Genomic DNA, 16,979 nt, shown 5'->3' with positions numbered 1-16,979 from the left:
GGCATCTCCTTTTTTACCGGATCAGGGCAGGCGTTCCGCCCATGATCGTTTGCGTTTGGATCCGTCAGTTGACTGCGGATCCCGGCGCGTGACGGTGAGCGACTGTACCCCCATGCCGTCATGCAGCGGGCTGCCGTCCTCCTGTACCGGTTCGGATGGCGGCAGCGGCGGGTGCTCGACCTTTTCCGCCGCGATGTCATCGGCCTTCTTATTCAGCCTCAGACCCAGATACAGGAGGCCGCACAGGGCGGCGTAACTGTAGACTGCGAGGTCGAGCGCTTCGTTTGCGCGGCCGGGAATCTTCTCCCAGACGCGGTATGTCTGGCCTCCCTTGGTCTTCCGGACGGACCGTTCCGCCACCAACTGGGCGAAGTAGTTGATGTCGCGGTCAGCCGGGAAATGCATATATCCGGGTGCTGGCTTACCGGGTTCCGGCTGGGGCAGGTGCAGGCGGCTGCGGATTACGTCCTTCGCCGCGTTGACCCCGATAATCACAGGACGGAAAGCCGCTTTGTTACGCGCGCTGGGGCGCTTTGTCGGCCAGACCGGGGATCTGGCCACACCACGTGCTGACTCGCCCTTCACGGCCCATATCCTGCGGCCTAGTCGTGCGCGACAGAACTCGTAGACCTTCTGGGTATGATGGCCACCTGAATCGATGCAGGCGGCGGACACGCTGAACGGACGGCCATCGGCGCGATACCACTGCCGCTTGAGAACCGCGTCCACCCGTTCCCACAGTTCAGGGCCATCCGGATCGCCCTCGATGACGATATGGGCGATGGACCAGCGTTCCTCATTCCGGCCCCAGCCGACGATCTCCAGTTCGACACGGTCGTCCTGGGTGTCGCCGCCGGCTGTCAGCATGGCTACGCCGTCCGGAACTTCCCCGGGCCAGACTTCCACGCGGGCAGCCAGGCTGATTTCATTCAGCGCACCGTCGCCGCGATCTTCGTAAGCCTCGCCCAGCGTGAGGTTGATGAAGGTCTGGCGCTTGAGCGCGTCGTTTTTGACGTCCAGCCATTCAGCTACCAGCTTGGACCAACTGGCATTCGGGAACAGGGAATAACCGGCCCAGATATGGAAGGAGGCGATGCCCTTGAACGGGGCATGCGCCACCCATTCCCCGGCATCGATCATGCCGGGCTTGTCGGCTTCCTCGATGATGCAGCCATTGTGCCGGCACACGTAATGGGCGGTTTCCGGAAGATGGTTGCCGTCCTGGTCCTTGTCCCACTTGATGTCATGGGCCGTGTCCGGTCCGCCCCATTCCAGAGGCTGCTTTTCCCCGCAATGGGGACAGGGCACGTAATAGCGTCGCCGGTCGCCCAGCTCATACAGGCTCTCGATCCGGCTCAGGCCCGCGATGGTCGGGGTGGATCCGGCCGCGATCTTGCGGTTCCAGAATGTCTCCGACCGCTTGGCACCCAGCGCGATCTGGTCGCCTTCGCTACCCGCGCCGTTGACCGGATAGCCGTCCACCTCGTCGAACAGCACGATGCGGGCCGTGATACGACGGAAGCCGCCTGGGCTGTTCGCCCCTACCAGCGTCAGTGATGACCCGTTCAGCAGGGTCTTCTTGAGCAGCGTCTGGGACGACGAACGCGATTTGGGATCGCCTGTCAGGGCTGCCAGGACTGGCGTATCACGCAGCATGGGAGCGATTTCGCTCTTGCTGTAGTCCTCGGCATCCGTTTCACGCGGCTGTACCAGCAGGATCGGACAGGGGTCCTGCTGCAGGTAATAGCCGACAGCGTGGTCAAGGATCTTCGTATAGCCGACGCGGGCGGATTTCTTGACGTAGATCCGCTCGATGACTGGATCAGTGAACGCATCCATGATGCCGTTCTGGTAGGCGAAAGCCTCGAATCGTCCCGTCTCGGCACTGGATTCCCGTGAGAGGACCGCATATCTGGCCGCCCACTGGCTCAGGGTCAGACGCGGCGGCGGCTTGAGTGTTTCCCGGCGGACGCGCGCCAGTTCAGCCCGGAACAGTAGCAGTCCGCGCGCATACATGCCGCTACCCGGTGGCAGGATCTCCATCCGCAGTCAGTTCTTCCAGGACGCGTGTAACAAGCGTGGTCAGGCGGTCCTGCACTTCAGCCACGGTCTTGCAGCGGTGCAGGGATGGGGCTTTCTCGGCGGCCATGGCGAGCAGCTTGGTGCGCACTCGGGCGTATTCCTCGCCAACTGTCTCGACCACCCTTGCGCTTTCAACGACCTTTCCGGCTCTGAGGTCGTATTCGAACTTGCGCGTCAGAGCTGCGTAATTTTTCTCAATGCGGATGGCTTCTGGTGTCTAATACGGAGCCATTCCGGCATCAATTTGCTGACATGCCTCGTCGGGTATCAGGTCCGGCCGCAAGTCATTGATGGGTGCAACCCCATCTGCAACCTGCAACCGTGGTCGCACCTCTGGTTGCGGGGCAGGTTGCAGGTCTGTGCGCTCGGCAAGCCATTCCTCGAAAGACGCGATATCCACGCGTGAGCCATCGGAAACAATCCTGCCAGAAGCCAGATGTTTTTGAATTGCCGCTCGACTTACGCCTGCGCGGCGCGCGGCCTCACTCTGGCTGATTGAGGATTTTTTCACGGAATGTGCAACTGCAACTGCAACCTGAAAATTTTATCTCAGCTAGAGACCGTACGGGCTCGCGCAACCCCGCGATGCGAAAAGTCGCAGGAAGGACCCAAGGCATTCCCTACGCGGGGAGGGCGACCCTCCCGTGCATCAGGGCCGCCCGTGGATCAGCGGGCCGTCCGGATGGTTTTCAGGATCGCCGCCTCGATGGCCTTCGGGCCTTCACGCTGGACCATCTCCACGGCGCGCTGCTCGAAGTCGAGATGCTTATCCACTGCCTTGTTAGGCCTGAACATGTAGAGCAGCTTCAGACCGACAGCTCCTTTGGTACCACTCGTGCCGTCGCGACGCGTGCCGCGGGTTGGACGCTGCCATATGCCACGAATGCCACGCACCGTTCCCGCAAACACATCAGGACGCGCCAACAGCCGTTTGATCAGCCCACGTGGGATCTGGCCATATGCATCTGTCCTGCCATCGACCGGCACGAGCAGGTCACCCGTGCACCGACCCAGTGATCGCCGCCCGTTTCGTATGGGGTCAGATATTTCGCCTGCTGGTCACGGAGCGATACGACTGCCGTCGGGTTGCTTTTCGTTGCCTTGTTCACCTGCGTTGCACGCGTAGTGAAGGGGCGCGGATGGTCGAATATTTCCGACATCGCGCTGTTCTCCAAGCGCATGGCATCGAAGGCGAGGCTGTTTACGGCAACGGACGTGGCATACGGAATCTGCTTCTGCATGTCTGACAGATCACGCTGGATCCGTGATGTATCCAGCGTGATGGACAGGTCACCCATAATCAGAAATCGCAGCCACCGCTATCGAACCCACTGCTGCCGCAGTCAAAGCCACCGCCGGTATCGCCACCGCTGCCGCTGTAACTGAACCCGCCGGAACCCGCATCGTTTCCGCTTCCGGCGAACGGATCCGGCGCAGGTGCGGGTGCAGGCTCGCTGAACGTGCGCTCGATCACCGTGTCATGTCCGCGGTCGGAACCCATCACCGATCCGGCGATGCCGCCCAGCAGCGCACCTTCCAGAAAGCCATTGTCGCCGCCGCGCGATGCTCCGGCATTGACGATGACCGGGGCAGGGGCAACTGCCGGAACCGCCGTGCTGTCATACGCATCAGACGCCGGACGCGGAGACATGGTCGGACGCGGGGAAACCGCACCATCCGTGCCAGAAACTGGCACCGACGGACGCGACGCCACGTTCGCCGTGACCCGGCGTGCCACCTGCTCATCTTGAAGGCGCCGGATCCGCTCCATCCGTTCCTCGTGTTCCTGGTCAATCATCTTTCGGCGGATGCTGTCCTGCCGCTTCGACCAGGACAGCCATGCGAACAGTGCGACGACACAGAGGATGAACAGCAGGCACACGAACATAAATTCCGTGCTGATGTGCACATGGTGCATAAGAGTATCCTATTTTCTAAAGCAGGAAGGAATTGACCTAGAAGAATTGAGAGGTCTAATTTATTGTAAATCTATAATTTAATAGATTTATTGTAATATTCATAGGAGTTTTTTAATGGCTTTACTTCCGATTGGCAAAAGAACTGATGCAGTTCTCAAAACTCAACAGGAAATTCTTGAACAAGTGTATAAAAACTGCTGCGCGACGAATGGTGACAATCCAACTCCGCAAGCATCACAAGCGGTAGCACCTATTCTTGAAGCAATTCATGAAATTGCTGAAGAACTGGAACGTCGTCATCGTCCACCAACACCTTAAAAGAGTTTTAACATCATAATGAAGCTTGACCGATTGCGCATTGGCAATCGGTCAAGCGCGCGCGATATCGAGCGGCACCTGCCTGAAATCGTCGTCCGGCCCGTTGCGCTCATGAAACCGCAGGTACGCCTTGGTCGTATCAATGCGGATGCTGTCGCTGATGGCCTGCATCGCACGCTGCCATTCCTCGTCCTCGATATTGAGGCGGCGCAGCCCCAAAATTTTGTCGGTGCGGATCTTGCCTTCCTTGCCGACCTCGAACGCGTCCGTCACGATGACCTTGAGGTTCGCATCAGCGCCTTCGGACCAGCGCTCCAGGCAATTGTCGATCAGCGCCTTGGCGGCCTGCAGTTCCGGCCCGAACGAAATGGAATCGCCTATCGCAATGGTGATCCGACGGCGGCCGTCGAAACTCATCAGGGTGATGTTGCCCTTCTGCCCACCATAGGTCGCGCCATACTGCTCGGTAATAAGCGCCAGTGCCGTATGGATGTTTTCCATCGAGACCTGCCGGAACGATTTGAGCTGCTCACGCAGGACGGCAGCCTCGGCAAAACGATCCTGCACCAGGTCGTCGATCATCAGGTCCTGCGGCTTGACCTTGTCGCGCGGCACCAGGCGGCCGGCGGAATCCTGCATATAGCCGTCGGGCACCATCACGCGGCCTCCCGCTGTGCCGCGCGCATGTTCGCCGCGCATTCCTGCGCGCGACCCGCTGCCCAGATTTTCACGCCGGGGCGACGGTCACGCTGGGTGATGCGACGGTAATGCGCGGCGGCACGTTCCCACACGGTGACGTCCGTGGCGGGTTTGCGGGGCCTGTGGCTCGGCTTCATGGGTCTTCCTTGTTTCACGGGTGAGGGGGCCTGCGCGCCGCGCGCTACGGGTCCAGATATTTGCCAGCGCCGTCACCTTCGCGGACGTGGCTGTATCGTGTCGTGGTGGCGAGCGAGGCATGTCCCAGCGTGGCCTGGACAACATGGGGCGGTGCGCCCCGGTCCTGCGCGTGCGATGCGCAGGCATGTCGTAGCCAGTGTGCCGATACGGCAGGGGACAGCCCCGCTCGCTTCGCGGCCCTCTTCACGATGCGGTCCCCCGCCTTTGCGTGAAGAGAGCCGCCATCGTGGCCGGGGACCACCGGCCCGTCAGGCCGGTTATCAACGCGCAGCGCCACGAGCTCCTTCCACAGCTTGGCGGGCACCAGGACCGAACGGGTCTTGCCCCCCTTGCCGTGGACAGTGGCAATGCCGCCCTGCTGGCGGCGGGTCATGCTCCGCCACGTGAGGCCGCATGCCTCACGAAGACGAAGACCCATGACGTAGAGAACACGCAGGAACGCCCGCTTGCGGGGATCATCTTCCCCGTCGATCATGCGGGCGACGTCCTCCTGCGTCAGGATGCGCTCATGCAGCGTGTCGCGTCCGCGTTCCATGCGGAACGCCGCGCCCACGTCAGAGGGCAGCATCCCCAGCCGTGCGCCAAACGACAGCAGAGATTTGACGGCGGCCAGCTTCCGCCGACGCGTGGCGTCCGCGCATTCCAGGCTGTCGAACCATAGTTGCAGGTCCGCCAGCACGACCTCGCCCAGCGTCTTGCCCGTGAAGGCGAGGAAGGCTCGGGCGTCCCGCCCATAGGCATCGCGGGTGTTGTCACTCCGGTTGTGGAGCCACGACCGGATGAGCATTTCATCCGCCGAGATATTGCGGGCAGATGGGGCCATCGTGGCGGGCGATCGGGCACGATCTCCACTAACCATTTGAAACGCCTAGATTATTGACCCGAAAACGACCGTCGAAAAACGGGGCATAACTACAGTTATGTCCCTGATTTCCGGGGTCTGTAGGAGTTATGTCCCGCCCTGCTGCCGCAGGGCTGTCACATAAGACCGGGTTATGATCCCGGCTTTCGCCGCTTCAATCATCCCAGCGACGGCGCGCCGACGCGACGCCCGCGACTGCCCATCATCGGGCCGAACGCCAGCGTCGAACGGACCAGCCCGGCGGGCAGGCGTTCGGTCTGGCGTGCCTCGACCTCGCGCCGCATCGCGGCCATGACCGCCTGCATTGTCTGCACGCACACTTGGCCAACGCGTTTCTGCCGACCAGCATCAGCCCACGCCCACTGGCCGCAATGGATGATCGCGCCGCGCAAGGAGAACGTCGCCTCCCACGCAATCGGCGCGACATCTGCCCTATGAAGGCATGCCGAACCCCAGACGATTGGCACGACCAGGACGCGCGTTTCCGTCACGGTCACGACGATGCCGCGCGCATTCCCACGCGCGACAACGTCGCCGCGCGTCAGCATCGGCGATGGTTTCATCAGATGACTCGATTTTGGGAACGCCCGTCCGGGCATAAAAAAAGCGTGGCGTCCATTCTCTGGACCCACGCATAACGATAGTTTGCCATATTTGTCTTAAATTGGTGGGCACGTCAACCCTTCCATAATGGTCCCGGCATCTCGTCGTAATGTTCCTCCAGTTGCTCCAGCAGGAAACACAGCACGCCAGCGGCGCTGCGCCGGTCCTGTTTCAGTCTGGCCGCCATATCCATCAACGACAGCCCATCAATCATCAGCAGCACAAGCAGCTGCTCGCCGCGCGCACCGATGCGCTGGCGGATATAGTCCCGGCGCGCGGCAGACCCCATGCGCCCGATCATGGCGTCATGAATATCGCCCCGTTTTGCACCGCGCTCCATTTCCGGGTCGCTGCCGCCCAGGACACCGATCTCGTAATCCACGGCCCACATCTGGGCAAATCTGACCTGGCCCTCGGTGATTTTCCCGGAGCGGCGCAGGCCATACAGGCCCGCGCACGTGCGCAGCACCTCGGTCGATGGGCCGTCCGGTTTGAGTTTGACAGAGACATCCGCCAGATCGCCATGGGCGAGACGTTCGGGTGAGGGGATGTCACCGCGATCGCGCGGCGCTGGACGAGAATGTGCGGACTGACGGGTCCGACGGCCGGAAAGCGCTGCGACTGACACGCTTGGCCTTTCAGTTTGATAGATCCCGGCATGTCCGCGCCTTTGAAATGCCACCCGGTCGGTGGAAGGTGGGCGAACAGCGGCCAGGAATTGGGGATGAGTATAGACCCGTTTTGACGTCAAAACAGCCTGCAACACACTGAAAATCGCGGTTTTCCGACAAAGACTTCCAGTGTCACAGCCTGATGCGATGCTCGGTCATCCGAGCGCCCTGCGCAACAAACCTGCCGTGCCGGTCACGACGCTCCGACATTTTCAACGCGTCGTCGCGCTGCACCCGCATCATGGCAAGCGCCAGCTGAGTGCCCGCCAGTTCGCGCCCCAGATCCCGGTTTTCCCGCCGGAGCTTCGCAACCTCATCGCGATCCGGTCGAAACCGCCTGAACAACCAATCGAACATCACAGCACCTCCTCTGCACCGGGAACGGAAATTGTCTCACAATCGGGAGCATGCCTGCGCCGCTGTCGAGGCGGTCGGCCGACATCCGGCAGCCAGCCGACAATCGGGGATCCGCGATATCCACGCTCGAACACGAACCAGGCGTAATCGACCGTGCCACCTTTCCCCGCCACGGCGCGGTCGCCCGGTGGCATGTTCATGCGCACGCTCGACACCCACAGCCGCGCAAAACAGGTCTGGGGCCACCACGCGCGGCGCTTCTGCCCCGCCAGAAACCCCAGCCGCAGCACGACGCACACGCGATCCCACGTGTGCAGCAGGGCGACCTCGATAAACTCCTGCGCCTGGTTGTAGGGGGGATTGGACACGACGCTGTCGGGGCGGAACTGGCGCAGGCTGTCGCGGAAATCCATCGTCGCGATATCCGGCCTGCGCGGTCGCAGGTCGGTCCCGATGGGGATGACGTCCTCGACGCCCGCCAGCTGCGTCGGCACGTTCCCCGCGCCACAGCACGGGTCCAGCACCCGGCCGCGCAGGGGGCGTACCGTTGCCTCGGCCGTGATCAGGGCATCCACGGCCCACGGCGGCTCGACATACCAGTCATCGGCAACCCGGTCGTAGCCCGAATGGGCGTTCACGACGCCAGCGCCCGACGCAGTTCCGCGCGCAGGTTTTTCAGGCCGCGCGGATCGCCTGTCTGGGCTGATCCGAAAACCGGTTTCTGCGCTGATGGATGGCAGAACCGCAGGGTGTTGTGCCCGGTGATCGAGTAGGTGTAGCCCAGTGCCTCGGCATACAGGATGACCTCCCGCGCCCCTTTGCGAAACCGCTGTTTCATGCTTCCTGCTCCACCGGGCGATAGGCCGCCAGATACGCGTCCAGTTTCAGGTCCGCCGTCGGACGTCCCAGCCGCGCCGCTTCCTCGGCCCAGCGCCGCCGGGCCTGCCCGTAATCGCGGTTTTCCTCGAACATCACGGAAAATGCCAGCTGGTCTGCCGCCAGATCGGCGCGGGCCTGCACCTCCCATGCCGGGATTTCCCGCTGGGGCGCAGGCTCCGGTGCGTTGATGAGGGATTGTTCCCATGCCGCCCGGATCGCCGCCTGGAACGCGCCCATATGCTCCGGTGCGCTGTCCATCGTGGCCCGGTGCGCCTTGACCGCCTCGATCAGCAGGTCAGGCGGACAGCCCTGCGACAGCCATTTGTGCACCGCCGGATACTGGTTGCGTTTCCCGAGCGTGAATCCCGCGACCTCGATCACACGCTCGACCGTGGTGGCGAGGACCTCGGGCGAAACCGTCACGGCCTGCACCGGCTGTTCGGTTTGGTCCGCCGGGTTTTCCGGTTCGTCAGGTGTAGATGTAGGTTTTAGATTAATATCTGAATCTATACCTATATCTAACGGAACCGAAAAACCCGATCCGGAAACCGAAACCCCGGAAACCGAAACCGATTTCGGTTTTTGGTTTGGGTTTCGGGTTTCGGTTTCCGCACCCGGCAGCGACCGCATCAGGGGCATGCGCCGCTGGCGCCGTGCCTCCTCGGCCTCCTGCGCACGCCGGATCCGGGCCTGTTCAGGCGTCTCGCCCTTGCGCGGTCGGCCGCCCGAACTGCCATTGGCCTTGGCCGTCACGCTCCGCAGCGTCGCATCCGGCGCGATCTCCCCCGCCGCCTGGGCGGCCTCGAACCGGCGCAGCGCCTTGTCCCGTTCTGCCCGCCGCCGCGCACGGTCCTGCCGCCGCAGTTCACGCGCCAGCAGGTGAGGGCTATACAGCGCCCCGTCATCGTCACGGGCGGCGAACCCCCACTGCTCGATCACCGGCAGGGTGCGCGCCAGCACGTCGGGCTGTTCACAGATGAACGCGGCCACCTCCTGATCCGACAACATGTGCCCGCCACTGCGCAGCACGATCATGCGGTGGGACCGCAATGTATCGACCAGGGAATGGTCCACGCCGCGTGCCTCGGCGGGCAGAGACCGGATCAGGTTCCACGCGGGAACGCCCGCCAGGTCAAACTCGGCAATCGTCGGGAGTAACGTCATGACGGATCCTGCCTCCCCGGTAGGAGCGGGCAGTCCCGGCACTGGTCCGCGCACTTGTCTTTCAGGCGCGTGATCTCGTCGCGGGCCTCGCGCAGCTGCTGGCGGTCGCCGACGAAACGCAGCACAATGCCTGCCATCCCGTCACGCAGCGCATAGACGCGCACGACAAACAGGCTGATCGATGGCATGTCGCCCCGGTCATAGCGCAGGCCGAAATTGCGGCCGTACTCGATGGCAATACCGCGCGGGATTATTCGTCCGGGCATCGCTTGCCTTCCTCTACCAGGCGGAAAATCTCGTCCCGCAGTTCGTCACATTCGGACATCAGTTTCAGCAGCTCCTCCCCGCGCGGCGCGGCGGTCCCGGCAATCCATTTCTGGACGGTGCGCGGGCTGGCCTCGATACTGCGCGCAAGGATCTTTGCGCCGTTCCTGACGCGCCCATATTTGCGCTGCAGGACAGCGCAGAGGGTGTCGCGATAGGCTGCGGCAATCATAAAACGACTCTTTTGGGTACTTTGCGCACGAGCCTTTTCCACGAAAATCCTCCATGATCTCGATTATTCGGAGTCGAGATAAGGGTTTTTCGGGAAAGGAGACGGCACAATGAAGCGGCGCATGCCCCATCCATCGTGGGTGACAGACGGGGCATGCGCCGCAAACCAACAGATTGGAACATCATCATGATGCGTCTCCATCTTTCTCGGTTTCGGTACGCTCATCCGCACGCGGCTGGCGGAAAACACGCACCGCATGTTCACCACACCACACACGACGCACGCACGCAGGCCTGCCGCAGAACGCAGGACGCGCGTCACGCCGCACGTCCCCGTCGATCCACTGGCAGGTTGCGCCCGCAATCATGGCGGTGGGTGAGGGGATGGACATCAGAAGCCCGCAGGCATCGTCCAGTGGACGGTCGGGGGGAGACCGGGCACGAGAGAATGCACATTCAGACGGCAGCCCACCTCATGCAGGACCGTAAGCACCATCTCAACCTGGGCGGCCATACGTGCAAAGTCAGCCGAGGGCGGCATGAGTCCGTCATGCGGAGTAATGATGGTAAACATCGTCACACCATCACCGATATCAGTCTGCTCTATCCTCCCGCCCATCACGTACAGGCACTCGATCAGGGGGGTGAGCTTGTCCACGCCTTCCGAAATCAAGCTCCGCGTTTTCTCGGTCAAAGGGGGGCGGCGATCTGTCACCTGCGCATCACCGGCCGACGCATCCGGGGCAGGGGCAGCAGCATCAGTGTCAGGCCAGGGGCGACCGCCCCGTTTGCCATCGTCACCATGAACATGTGCAGGGGTTGCCTCTGTCACTGGCGGCTTGCCGCGCAGGACGTAATCATGAAACCTGTCCGCACGGTTGATGATGGCGCCGGTCAGATCGCGATAGGCGCCGAGTTTCCCGTATGGCGCCTCGATTGCCGCCTGCAGGCACCACAGCCTGGTCTTTTGTCCGGCATCCATGAAATCATAATCCATGATGTCTCTGTTCCTGTAGCAGTGGGGAAACTGGGGAGCGCACCGGCTCGACCGCACAGGCGGGAGCACGCGGTGCATATGTCTGTCGTGCGGGCGCACGAGCGCCCTTACGGACCGGTCGATTGCCCGACCGGTCCGCTTGGCCCACCATGGTTGTTGCAACACCACCCATGGAGGATTCGACATTGGCGATATGGGAGGCCGCTAAAGGGCGGCATGCGGATGAAGGACGGCGTGGCCGATGGGCCTGATTCTCATCCTTCTGATGCTGTCTCTGCCTGGCATTATCGCTGCCGTGAAGGGACGCTCGTTTTTCCTGTGGCTGATCTACGGCTGGCTTCTGTTCCCAGTAGCCATGATCCACGTCCTGTTTGCCAGAACGGGTACGCAGAAGATCGTCCACGACTGGAACACGATCGAGGTCGCGCCGCCCAATCCGCGCCAGCCTCGCGCCAAGCAGGAAATCACCACGGTCGAGATCCACAGGACGCGGATCATCATCGACTACGAGGATGGGGCAGGGGAGGCCACGCAGCGCACGATCGTGCCGCAGAAGCTCGATTTTTACGTCAACAAGGACAACGTGGTGATCATCACCGACATCCATGCGTACTGCGAGCTGCGCAGGGCACCGCGCCAGTTCAAATACAGCCGTATTCAGGGTGCAGCCGATGCCGAGACGGGAGAGGACATTCCCAATATCGGCAGATACCTGTGGCAGCAGCGGATTTGGGATTGATGTGGGCATCTTCAGGCCGCCCCCCGCTGTTCGCGCTGGGGAGCCGATGCTGCCATAATCCCGTTACGGGCCGGTCGTGCAACCGACCGGCCCGCGTGGAACCCCATGACGACCATCACAACCACCATGGAGAACAGGCCAAATGGCTTCAATTCTTGTAAATTTGAATGTGCAGCACGCAGTAACATTGACCAGGAGCGAGCCGCAGTATTCTTCCCAGCAGATTTCCCCGCAGCGTTTGGAAATGAACCTTCTCGTGACGCCCGATGGCGATAAGGAGGGGGAGTCGCTGGGGTTCGTGAACGTGCAGGTGCAGGTAAATTCCCCCAATAAGGCATTCCCTGACCTTTCGCCAAACGAGATGAGTCAGTGGCTGATCGATGTGCTGAAACGCACTCTCTGATTTTGGCAGGGCCGGACCAGCCGATATGGCCGGTCTGGCCTTGAATGACTGTGACGTTCATGCCGCCCCCTGCCGTTCGGTCTCTGGCGTTGATCCGAACATATCCGGACGTAGATCAGCGGGCGGCCTACCGACCAAACTCGAAACAATTTGCACACGACGCTTGGGCACGCGCCGCCACTTTGAGACAGCAGCGGTACTGATGCCGCATGCGGCAGCAATTTTGGTGACAGCGCCCCTACGCTGAAAAATTTCTTCGAGGATACGGTCTCGCATGAGTGAATGGTTAGCAATGCTAACGATACGGCGCAAGCAAATTAAGGATGCAGCGCTAAGATGGCTGGTTAAGCGTTGAGCATGAATGAAAAACCCAAATCCAAACCTAGGCAGCCGGACCCTCGCGCTCTAGCTATTGGGACACGAATACGAACGAAAAGGGAACTTTTGGGGTTCACGGCTGAAGAACTTGGGGGCATGATTGGTGTAACAGGCAATGCCGTAACCCAATACGAGACTGGGCGGGCAACAGCAAAACCCAAGAGATTTGAGGCTCTTGCAATGGCTTTAGGTACGACCACTACGTGGTTGCTGACAGGAAATGAGCCCGATGAACTCGCCCGTGCACAAACAAAAAATGAACTTGAACTCCTTACCTTGCTACGCGAAGTGCCTATGGACCAGCACGCTATTTTGCTTGCTGCCCTAAAAGGGATGGCGGCGTCGTTACAGAAAAAATAGGCCCATAGTTAGCGGCGCTAACTTTTTTCTTGCCACGGTTTCATTAGCAGCGCTAACGTTCCTTCATCGCCACCCGCGATGGAGGTTTTTTCGTGTCTGCCGATTCCAATGTGACTCCGTCACCAACCGATACCCCCGCGCTTTCGCGCCTCGATCCGCCGCGCCAGTCACTCATCACCTGGACCATGCGCTGGCGCGCGGCTTTCGAAGAGGGAGTAGATTTTTCCGAAGATATCGAGGCCCGGGCTCTCGTATTCATTGCCGAGGCAGGAAAGGTCGCACCGTCATGTCCGGTGCCACATCTGGTCAACATGCGGCAAACGGCCGCGCTCCAGATGATGCGCCTGCTGTCGAGGGGCCTGATGGCCGATAACGTAACGCCATCGGCCATGATCGATGCCCACCAGAAATGGACCAATCTTCAGGCCTTGGTACTTGCCGCTGAAGTTGCGAGGGAGGGCGATTCCCGTTCCCCGATTAAAACGCTCGGGGGCCGCCCTCGCCCCGGCGAAACGCCGGAACAGGCGCGGCTGCGCCGTTCCGCACAGGGCGTGCGTATGGGAGGTGCGGCATGACCCACGATTTCACGCCCGTGCCCGCCGGCGACCTGATCGCCCGACTGCCACAGGCTGGCCAAGCCGCCACGATCAACCTGCACTCCCAGTTCCGCATGTATTTCCTGACGGTCAAGGACTACCGCGCGGCAGGGGCACGCAGTACCGCGCGCTCCCACGCCCGCCAGGCCGACGCCCGCCTGCGGGATCTGGAGGACCTGATCATGGGCGCATTCCATGCGGAAGGCCCGGAGATCGAGGCCCAGAACTGGGCGCGCCGCAATGAGGGGAAGGTGCGGTCATGAAGCTTGATGATCTGGAAAAGGTTCAGTCCCTGCGTGACATGTTAAAATGCGCCATGAAGGCGTTCGAAGAGGCGGCCGAGTTTCCTCATTGCCGTTTTCCTCTTTGGACGCACTTCAGTTCCGGTGGCGTCATCGCTGCATTGCGCGGGTCTGATGTCCTGCCCATTCTGGGCAGGCAGGCTGCAGAAATCGTGGTCGAACTGACCGATCTTGGGATCGACATGACTGCGGACATCAGTCCGCACCTGTCCCCGTATATCATCGCCATCAGGCATCCGAAGCAGGAGGCCACGCAATGACTCCGCTGTCCGACCGGCAGGTCGAACGCCTGCGCGACCGCCTGCCAACGGCTGAAGAGGTCGCAGCCTACGCCCTGTTGTTTTCCCTGATCTGGGGCGGGCTGGTGCTGCTGTTCGTGGGGTGCCTGCCATGATCACGGCACAGCAACTCGACCTGGTCGAATATATCGCGTCGCTGCGCCCGGTCCCGCCCGCAGTGGTGCCGGACCACGTGCGTCAGCTGCTGCCGCCGCGCCCCGCGCACTGGCGTCGGCTGGTCAGTGATATCCCGATGGACGAAACCTATGCGTATGCCACGCCTATCTGGACCGGCGTGGTGGTTGACGTGATCCGGCACCCGACCGGTTCCGACATGCTGTGCCGTGACGGGACCGTAACCCGGTATCAGGGCGGATACGGGCGTCGTTACCGCCTGGTGTTGATGTCGCTGCCTGATGCCATTGCCATGAACGAACGCTGGCCGCTGCTGACATTCGCCACCACCGATCAGATCGATCGGACTGATACGCGCATGCTGTTACAAGACATGATGGGGGAGCCGGTATGACCCGCCTGCAGACACCACCTGAAATCGCCGATCACCTGATGACGGAAGCCGAGGCCCGGACATTCCATTTCCGGAAACCGAGCGGCGGATCGTCCTACTGGTTCAACCTGACGTGGATACGCGGGAAACTGATCCTGTCCGGTGATTTCGGCGATATCACGCTGACCTGTTTTCCCGCATGCGCGACGTTCGCGGGTGCCATCACATGGGCGGTCGACGCCGAGTTCGAATACCTGATGGAAAAAACAGGGGAACGCCGGTCCTATGACGAGGCGCGCACGCTGGAGGACATCATCGCCTGGGCGAACGCGCCCGTCATCGAGGAACTGAACGGCACCGAGAGACGGCGCCACGTCCTGGTCGAAAAAGAAGACGGCCGCAAACAGTACGAGGTCATCTGCACGAAACTGCGTGACGGCTATCGCCACGCCTGTCAGGACTACCGCCGCGCGGTCGTGGCAGGCACGCGGGACGATTGCCGCATCGGTCTGGAGGAGACGGATCCGCGCAGGTTTGTCCTGCAGGTTCCCGAAGACGCGGTCATGTCCATGTGGTTCGACAAACCTGATGTCGGCCGGTTCTACAGTTACGAGCCGTGCTGGGAGCGCTGGCTGAGTCTGTGGCGGAATACGTTCGGTCGCGACTGGAGCGGGCTGCCGCAATATGACCCGCCGTCCATGGTCACCACGCATATGGGCCGTTGGGAAATCAAGGATGAACTGGAGCGACGTCTCACTGACCTCGGCAGCGCCGATCTGACCTGCCTGTACGAGGGTAGCGTGGAGGCAACCTACGACTACACCTATTCGCAGCGCCGACAGATCGGGGCCGTCCAGTTCGCCTGCCGCAAGATCATCGAGGCCGGCCTAGTGGATGCCGGGGAGTGCGCGGCATGAGCCTGACCCTGCTGGTCATGGGCTGCTCGGCCACCAAGGACCCCGGCGAAAGGTGGATGCCGGCGCGTGACCGCTACACAGGGCCGCTGTGGCAGACGCTGAAAACCTGCGACTGCGGGCCTGACGTGTCTGTGGCTGTTGTGTCCGCCCATCACGGCTTTATCGCCGCGACCACAATGATGTTGCCCTACAACAAGATCCTGACACCCCGCATTGCGGACGAACTGGTGGCGCAGGGCGTGCATGCACTCTGGCCCAAGGCACCGGCCGGGGCATGCCCGACTTCCTTCGGTAACCGCGCAATCTGCGAGATGGCGACGCTGGCACAGGACCGCCAGTTCGGACGCGTGATCCTATGCGGCGGCCGGACCTACCTGACGGTGATGCGGTGGTACGTGCGGGAGTTTCAGAGCGCCGGATACATCGCGGCTGGCGCAGAGATCACGGAAATAAACGGCCCGATAGGGATGATGCGGCAGCAGTTGCGGGAAGCGGTCCAAGGTAATCGTCCTGCCGGCATATTGACGAAAGCGGCGTGAAAATGACGGAGAAACCTAATCATTACATCATCCCTACGCATCTGACCGACGAACAGGTGGAGCGGTTCCGCGCGGAATGGAACCTGCACGACCCGGATGTGCGTCGGTTCGCTAAGACGCTGGTGCGCGTAGCGGGCACTCCCATCCAGTGCGGGCGCAAATTGGAACGCGTGGCTCTTTATACCGTGCCATTCGATGTCGTGAGGGCTGTTGCCGAATTACCTGACCGCACATCACCGGATGGGGATCCGGAAATGATGCAGGTTACGACCAAGGAACTGACCGGCATCGTACGTTCTGCGATTGATGCCCACGATGGCTACTGCGCGGCGCATGATACCGCACGGTTGGATTGGCTGGAAAGTCGGCGTTTCCCTGAGTTGCGTAAGTTCGACGACGGATTTCTTGTGGCCACGGATCAGGTGTGTCGATCAAGCGGTCATCCTACAGCGCGCGCCGCTATTGATGCTGCCATGAACGCGGAGAACGGCAATGGCTGAATCGACTCTATTTCGCGACCTGCAGTTCGGTCGTGAGGTCTACGACGTCGAGATCCACGGCACCGGAAATGGCCAGTTCATCGGCCTCGTGAAAGAGGACGGCGGTCCATGCCGGATCGCATTCCGGGGCAGCGCTGTGGTGCGTGACGGGCGCAGGGTCGGGCTGGCGCGCGGATCAGTCGCTTGGGTGAAACAGGAAGGGCAGGGGGAGTGAG

Annotated in this window: 31 protein-coding genes; 14 read left to right on the top strand and 17 right to left on the bottom strand. The window is 61.6% G+C overall.

What is annotated here, in order from left to right; translation table 11 throughout:
• Positions 1-21 precede the first annotated feature (21 nt).
• Positions 22-2,043, bottom strand: a complete 2,022-nt coding sequence (locus tag CFR72_RS04610; RefSeq protein ID WP_110912863.1) for a phage terminase large subunit family protein — start codon at positions 2,041-2,043, stop codon at positions 22-24.
• On the opposite strand from CFR72_RS04610, the gene CFR72_RS17480 reads away from it, so the two are divergent.
• Positions 2,015-2,488: a hypothetical protein gene (locus CFR72_RS17480; protein ID WP_167400302.1), complete on the top strand. Its 474-nt coding sequence runs from the start codon at positions 2,015-2,017 to the stop codon at positions 2,486-2,488. The genes CFR72_RS04610 and CFR72_RS17480 overlap by 29 nt on opposite strands.
• A 260-nt stretch (positions 2,489-2,748) precedes the next feature.
• Here CFR72_RS17480 and CFR72_RS17975 read toward each other — a convergent pair whose 3' ends face one another.
• The 3 genes from CFR72_RS17975 to CFR72_RS04595 are packed head-to-tail and all read right to left on the bottom strand — an operon-like array spanning position 2,749 to position 4,000.
• The gene (locus tag CFR72_RS17975) at positions 2,749-3,006 is read right to left on the bottom strand and encodes a hypothetical protein (RefSeq protein ID WP_244182174.1); all 258 of its coding nucleotides are present in this window, start codon (positions 3,004-3,006) and stop codon (positions 2,749-2,751) included.
• A gap of 11 nt (positions 3,007-3,017) precedes the next feature.
• Positions 3,018-3,380 (bottom strand): hypothetical protein, encoded by a 363-nt coding sequence (locus CFR72_RS17970; RefSeq protein ID WP_244182173.1) that lies wholly within the window; start codon positions 3,378-3,380, stop codon positions 3,018-3,020.
• Positions 3,381-3,382: 2 nt separating this feature from the next.
• A complete protein-coding gene (locus CFR72_RS04595; protein WP_110912862.1) occupies positions 3,383-4,000 on the bottom strand; it encodes a hypothetical protein in 618 nt (205 codons plus the stop codon).
• Between the two features lie 115 nt (positions 4,001-4,115).
• Here CFR72_RS04595 and CFR72_RS17100 point away from each other — a divergent pair, with 115 nt between their 5' ends.
• Positions 4,116-4,319: a hypothetical protein gene (locus CFR72_RS17100; RefSeq protein ID WP_146220649.1), complete on the top strand. Its 204-nt coding sequence runs from the start codon at positions 4,116-4,118 to the stop codon at positions 4,317-4,319.
• 51 nt (positions 4,320-4,370) lie between these two features.
• Here the strand turns inward: CFR72_RS17100 and CFR72_RS04590 are convergent, their stop codons facing one another.
• The 13 genes from CFR72_RS04590 to CFR72_RS04530 form a co-directional block, all read right to left on the bottom strand.
• Positions 4,371-4,976: a DUF3164 family protein gene (locus tag CFR72_RS04590; protein WP_244182177.1), complete on the bottom strand. Its 606-nt coding sequence runs from the start codon at positions 4,974-4,976 to the stop codon at positions 4,371-4,373.
• Positions 4,976-5,155: a hypothetical protein gene (locus tag CFR72_RS04585; RefSeq protein ID WP_110095746.1), complete on the bottom strand. Its 180-nt coding sequence runs from the start codon at positions 5,153-5,155 to the stop codon at positions 4,976-4,978. The genes CFR72_RS04590 and CFR72_RS04585 overlap by 1 nt, the downstream gene beginning before the upstream one ends.
• Positions 5,156-5,199: 44 nt before the next feature.
• Entirely contained in the window at positions 5,200-6,075 is an 876-nt protein-coding gene (locus CFR72_RS04580; protein ID WP_110912860.1) for a tyrosine-type recombinase/integrase, read from the bottom strand.
• Positions 6,076-6,236: 161 nt separating this feature from the next.
• Positions 6,237-6,641 carry a hypothetical protein gene (locus CFR72_RS04575; protein ID WP_167400301.1) on the bottom strand — a complete coding sequence of 135 codons (405 nt, stop codon included), beginning with the start codon at positions 6,639-6,641 and terminating at the stop codon, positions 6,237-6,239.
• Between the two features lie 113 nt (positions 6,642-6,754).
• Entirely contained in the window at positions 6,755-7,309 is a 555-nt protein-coding gene (locus CFR72_RS04570; RefSeq protein ID WP_244182172.1) for a hypothetical protein, read from the bottom strand.
• Between the two features lie 175 nt (positions 7,310-7,484).
• Positions 7,485-7,709 carry a hypothetical protein gene (locus tag CFR72_RS04565; protein ID WP_110912857.1) on the bottom strand — a complete coding sequence of 75 codons (225 nt, stop codon included), beginning with the start codon at positions 7,707-7,709 and terminating at the stop codon, positions 7,485-7,487.
• Entirely contained in the window at positions 7,709-8,347 is a 639-nt protein-coding gene (locus tag CFR72_RS04560; protein ID WP_208629963.1) for a TRM11 family methyltransferase, read from the bottom strand. The genes CFR72_RS04565 and CFR72_RS04560 overlap by 1 nt, the downstream gene beginning before the upstream one ends.
• Positions 8,344-8,547 carry a hypothetical protein gene (locus CFR72_RS04555; RefSeq protein WP_110912856.1) on the bottom strand — a complete coding sequence of 68 codons (204 nt, stop codon included), beginning with the start codon at positions 8,545-8,547 and terminating at the stop codon, positions 8,344-8,346. Before CFR72_RS04555 ends, CFR72_RS04560 begins: the two co-directional genes overlap by 4 nt.
• Complete coding sequence (locus tag CFR72_RS04550) at positions 8,544-9,752, bottom strand: hypothetical protein (RefSeq protein ID WP_110912855.1); 1,209 nt, start codon at positions 9,750-9,752, stop codon at positions 8,544-8,546. Before CFR72_RS04550 ends, CFR72_RS04555 begins: the two co-directional genes overlap by 4 nt.
• A complete protein-coding gene (locus CFR72_RS04545) occupies positions 9,749-10,018 on the bottom strand; it encodes a hypothetical protein (protein WP_110912854.1) in 270 nt (89 codons plus the stop codon). Before CFR72_RS04545 ends, CFR72_RS04550 begins: the two co-directional genes overlap by 4 nt.
• Entirely contained in the window at positions 10,003-10,248 is a 246-nt protein-coding gene (locus CFR72_RS04540; RefSeq protein WP_167400300.1) for a hypothetical protein, read from the bottom strand. The genes CFR72_RS04545 and CFR72_RS04540 overlap by 16 nt, the downstream gene beginning before the upstream one ends.
• A gap of 184 nt (positions 10,249-10,432) precedes the next feature.
• Positions 10,433-10,639 carry a hypothetical protein gene (locus tag CFR72_RS04535; protein WP_110912852.1) on the bottom strand — a complete coding sequence of 69 codons (207 nt, stop codon included), beginning with the start codon at positions 10,637-10,639 and terminating at the stop codon, positions 10,433-10,435.
• Positions 10,639-11,244: a hypothetical protein gene (locus CFR72_RS04530; protein WP_110912851.1), complete on the bottom strand. Its 606-nt coding sequence runs from the start codon at positions 11,242-11,244 to the stop codon at positions 10,639-10,641. Before CFR72_RS04530 ends, CFR72_RS04535 begins: the two co-directional genes overlap by 1 nt.
• A 241-nt stretch (positions 11,245-11,485) precedes the next feature.
• Here CFR72_RS04530 and CFR72_RS04525 point away from each other — a divergent pair, with 241 nt between their 5' ends.
• The 12 genes from CFR72_RS04525 (at position 11,486) to CFR72_RS04475 (ending at position 16,978) form a co-directional block, all read left to right on the top strand.
• On the top strand, positions 11,486-11,983 hold the full coding sequence (locus CFR72_RS04525) for a WYL domain-containing protein (protein ID WP_110912850.1): 498 nt from the start codon (positions 11,486-11,488) through the stop codon (positions 11,981-11,983).
• Positions 11,984-12,125: 142 nt separating this feature from the next.
• Positions 12,126-12,386, top strand: a complete 261-nt coding sequence (locus tag CFR72_RS04520) for a hypothetical protein (RefSeq protein ID WP_110912849.1) — start codon at positions 12,126-12,128, stop codon at positions 12,384-12,386.
• 357 nt (positions 12,387-12,743) lie between these two features.
• The gene (locus tag CFR72_RS04515; protein WP_110912848.1) at positions 12,744-13,124 is read left to right on the top strand and encodes a helix-turn-helix domain-containing protein; all 381 of its coding nucleotides are present in this window, start codon (positions 12,744-12,746) and stop codon (positions 13,122-13,124) included.
• Positions 13,125-13,216: 92 nt separating this feature from the next.
• Positions 13,217-13,699: a hypothetical protein gene (locus tag CFR72_RS04510; RefSeq protein WP_146220648.1), complete on the top strand. Its 483-nt coding sequence runs from the start codon at positions 13,217-13,219 to the stop codon at positions 13,697-13,699.
• Positions 13,696-13,983, top strand: a complete 288-nt coding sequence (locus CFR72_RS04505) for a hypothetical protein (protein WP_110912846.1) — start codon at positions 13,696-13,698, stop codon at positions 13,981-13,983. The genes CFR72_RS04510 and CFR72_RS04505 overlap by 4 nt, the downstream gene beginning before the upstream one ends.
• The gene (locus tag CFR72_RS04500) at positions 13,980-14,282 is read left to right on the top strand and encodes a hypothetical protein (protein ID WP_110912845.1); all 303 of its coding nucleotides are present in this window, start codon (positions 13,980-13,982) and stop codon (positions 14,280-14,282) included. Before CFR72_RS04505 ends, CFR72_RS04500 begins: the two co-directional genes overlap by 4 nt.
• Positions 14,279-14,416 carry a hypothetical protein gene (locus CFR72_RS17475; RefSeq protein WP_167400299.1) on the top strand — a complete coding sequence of 46 codons (138 nt, stop codon included), beginning with the start codon at positions 14,279-14,281 and terminating at the stop codon, positions 14,414-14,416. Before CFR72_RS04500 ends, CFR72_RS17475 begins: the two co-directional genes overlap by 4 nt.
• Positions 14,413-14,829 (top strand): hypothetical protein, encoded by a 417-nt coding sequence (locus CFR72_RS04495; protein ID WP_110912844.1) that lies wholly within the window; start codon positions 14,413-14,415, stop codon positions 14,827-14,829. The genes CFR72_RS17475 and CFR72_RS04495 overlap by 4 nt, the downstream gene beginning before the upstream one ends.
• The gene (locus CFR72_RS04490) at positions 14,826-15,725 is read left to right on the top strand and encodes a hypothetical protein (protein WP_110912843.1); all 900 of its coding nucleotides are present in this window, start codon (positions 14,826-14,828) and stop codon (positions 15,723-15,725) included. The genes CFR72_RS04495 and CFR72_RS04490 overlap by 4 nt, the downstream gene beginning before the upstream one ends.
• Positions 15,722-16,264, top strand: a complete 543-nt coding sequence (locus CFR72_RS04485; protein WP_110912842.1) for a hypothetical protein — start codon at positions 15,722-15,724, stop codon at positions 16,262-16,264. Before CFR72_RS04490 ends, CFR72_RS04485 begins: the two co-directional genes overlap by 4 nt.
• Positions 16,261-16,764 carry a hypothetical protein gene (locus tag CFR72_RS04480; protein WP_146220647.1) on the top strand — a complete coding sequence of 168 codons (504 nt, stop codon included), beginning with the start codon at positions 16,261-16,263 and terminating at the stop codon, positions 16,762-16,764. Before CFR72_RS04485 ends, CFR72_RS04480 begins: the two co-directional genes overlap by 4 nt.
• Entirely contained in the window at positions 16,757-16,978 is a 222-nt protein-coding gene (locus tag CFR72_RS04475; RefSeq protein WP_110912840.1) for a hypothetical protein, read from the top strand. Before CFR72_RS04480 ends, CFR72_RS04475 begins: the two co-directional genes overlap by 8 nt.
• The last annotated feature ends 1 nt before the right edge of the window (position 16,979 follow it).

Source organism: Gluconacetobacter entanii (genome assembly GCF_003206495.1).
Lineage (GTDB): Bacteria > Pseudomonadota > Alphaproteobacteria > Acetobacterales > Acetobacteraceae > Novacetimonas > Novacetimonas entanii.
This window is presented reverse-complemented; position numbering and strand designations above follow the sequence as displayed.